This is a genomic window from Bacillus cereus, assembly GCF_015071065.1.
Taxonomy (GTDB): domain Bacteria; phylum Bacillota; class Bacilli; order Bacillales; family Bacillaceae_G; genus Bacillus_A; species Bacillus_A cereus_BA.
This window is the reverse complement of record NZ_VOVA01000066.1, coordinates 1-1,866: the sequence shown is the minus strand read 5'-3', so window position 1 is coordinate 1,866 and position 1,866 is coordinate 1. Positions and strand designations below refer to the sequence as shown.

Below are 1,866 nucleotides of genomic sequence, written 5' to 3'. Positions count from 1 at the left end.
TGTTTGTCGCTTTCTGCGTTGTTGCTATCGGCGACTTGTTCTATATTACACCTATGTATGTTAATCGTCAATAGTTTTAAATAAGTTTTTTATATAAATATGAATTAACTATACCAACAAGCCGTTAGCACAATAATAATACACTTAAATGTAACTCCCCCCAAATAAACTAAATACGAATAACCTATAAAAGTCACTGTAGGTTATTCGTATTTAGATGTCATTAATATACATATGACATCTAAGATTTATCCCCTCATTACATTATGTACACCATAATAGAAAGAAAGAATTAAATATTATTCCTTTGGAGGTATCGAGCAGCTACCATCTGCACAATAATCATCTGTTGTACTATTTATTGAAAGATCTTGAAGTTCAGACTTAGGATTCTCTTCTTCCCACACCTGCTGAAGTGCACCAACAAAGGTTTCAAGTGGTTGTGCACCTGAAATAGCATACTTTTGATTAACAATAAAATAAGGTACCCCCGTAATTTTATATTGTTGGGCAATTGATTCATCAATCCTAACCTCATTGGCATAAGCATTTTTATTATGAATAACATTTAAAGCCTCTTCCCTATCTAGACCGGAAGCTTCAGCAATATTAGCTAGTGTTTCCACATCACTTAAGTTTCTCGATTCAGTGAAATATGCACAAAGTAGATTTTCTGTAATCTCCTTTTCCTTCCCCTGATCCTTTGCAAATTTCGCCAAACGATGTGCATCAAAAGTATTTGTTGGTTTCATCTCTTCAAAATTGAAACTTAAACCCATACTAGCTGCATGATTGCCTAGTTGTATATTATTACGACCAGCTTCTTCAACACTAATCCCATACTTAGATGCAAGTACTTCATTAATACCCATTCCAGAGTAGATCGGAGCATTTTGATCTAATTCAAAACTTTTAAACTCAACTTCAACATCTTTCTTATGTGGAAATTGCTCTAAAGCCATTTCTAATCTACGCTTCCCAATATAGCAAAACGGGCATACAAAATCAGACCAAACTTCAATTTTCATATGAACACCTCATTAACATTTATTTTTCAATCATTGTAGCACTGACGTTACGGAATTCAAAAATTTATGCCTCAAGAAGTTACGACTACTAATCAAAGGAGATTTCATACCCATATATACACTTCAATTGTAAATGAGCTCCTTGTTCAACATTCCTATATCTCACTACATATTTAGCCATAATATGGCTGTTCTCATAATAATTGAAAAGCACCTGTACTATTTCCATAGATTATGTACTACTTCCCTATACCTAATAACAAAAAAACAACCCTCAAAACGCTACTATTATAAGAATAAAAAATGAAACAAGCCCGTCTATATAAAATGCAATTATATAGACGGACTTGTTTCATAGATTGAGCAAACTACAAACTCAAAGGAAGCAATTATACAAATCTATATTATTGAAATTATGAGCGGAGTTATTTTCAATAGTATATTAGTGAAGAAGAAGTATTTGCCGGCAGAAATACCTCTAATTTTTATTAGTTAAGGGATACTGTATACAGGATTTTAAGGGGAAATAACTATATAATTCATAAACCATTAAATCATTTAGAGTATAGAAGCTTCAATTATGCGCCAAGTTTTTTAGATATTAATTATAAAAGAAGAACTATTTCCTCTTATATTGAAGATATGACCAATAATGGTCCTATGACGAAATACATATAGTTTAATGAATGCTTAATAAAAATAGCAAAAATACTTCGCCTTTATCATGATTCTGTAAATGATTTTCCATCTCGTATGATTTAGCAATCAATATTTCCACTCTTGTTTCTAACGAAACAAATATACAAAAAAACACAAGTCAAAAGACTTGTGTTTTAGC

At 31.6% G+C, this 1,866-nt stretch carries 1 protein-coding gene; it reads right to left on the bottom strand.

Translation table 11 applies throughout. The features are described 5' to 3' along the window. Nucleotides 1-299: 299 nt before the first annotated feature. The gene (locus FT637_RS29450) at nucleotides 300-1,028 is read right to left on the bottom strand and encodes a DsbA family oxidoreductase (RefSeq protein ID WP_193649243.1); all 729 of its coding nucleotides are present in this window, start codon (nucleotides 1,026-1,028) and stop codon (nucleotides 300-302) included. Nucleotides 1,029-1,866 lie beyond the last annotated feature (838 nt).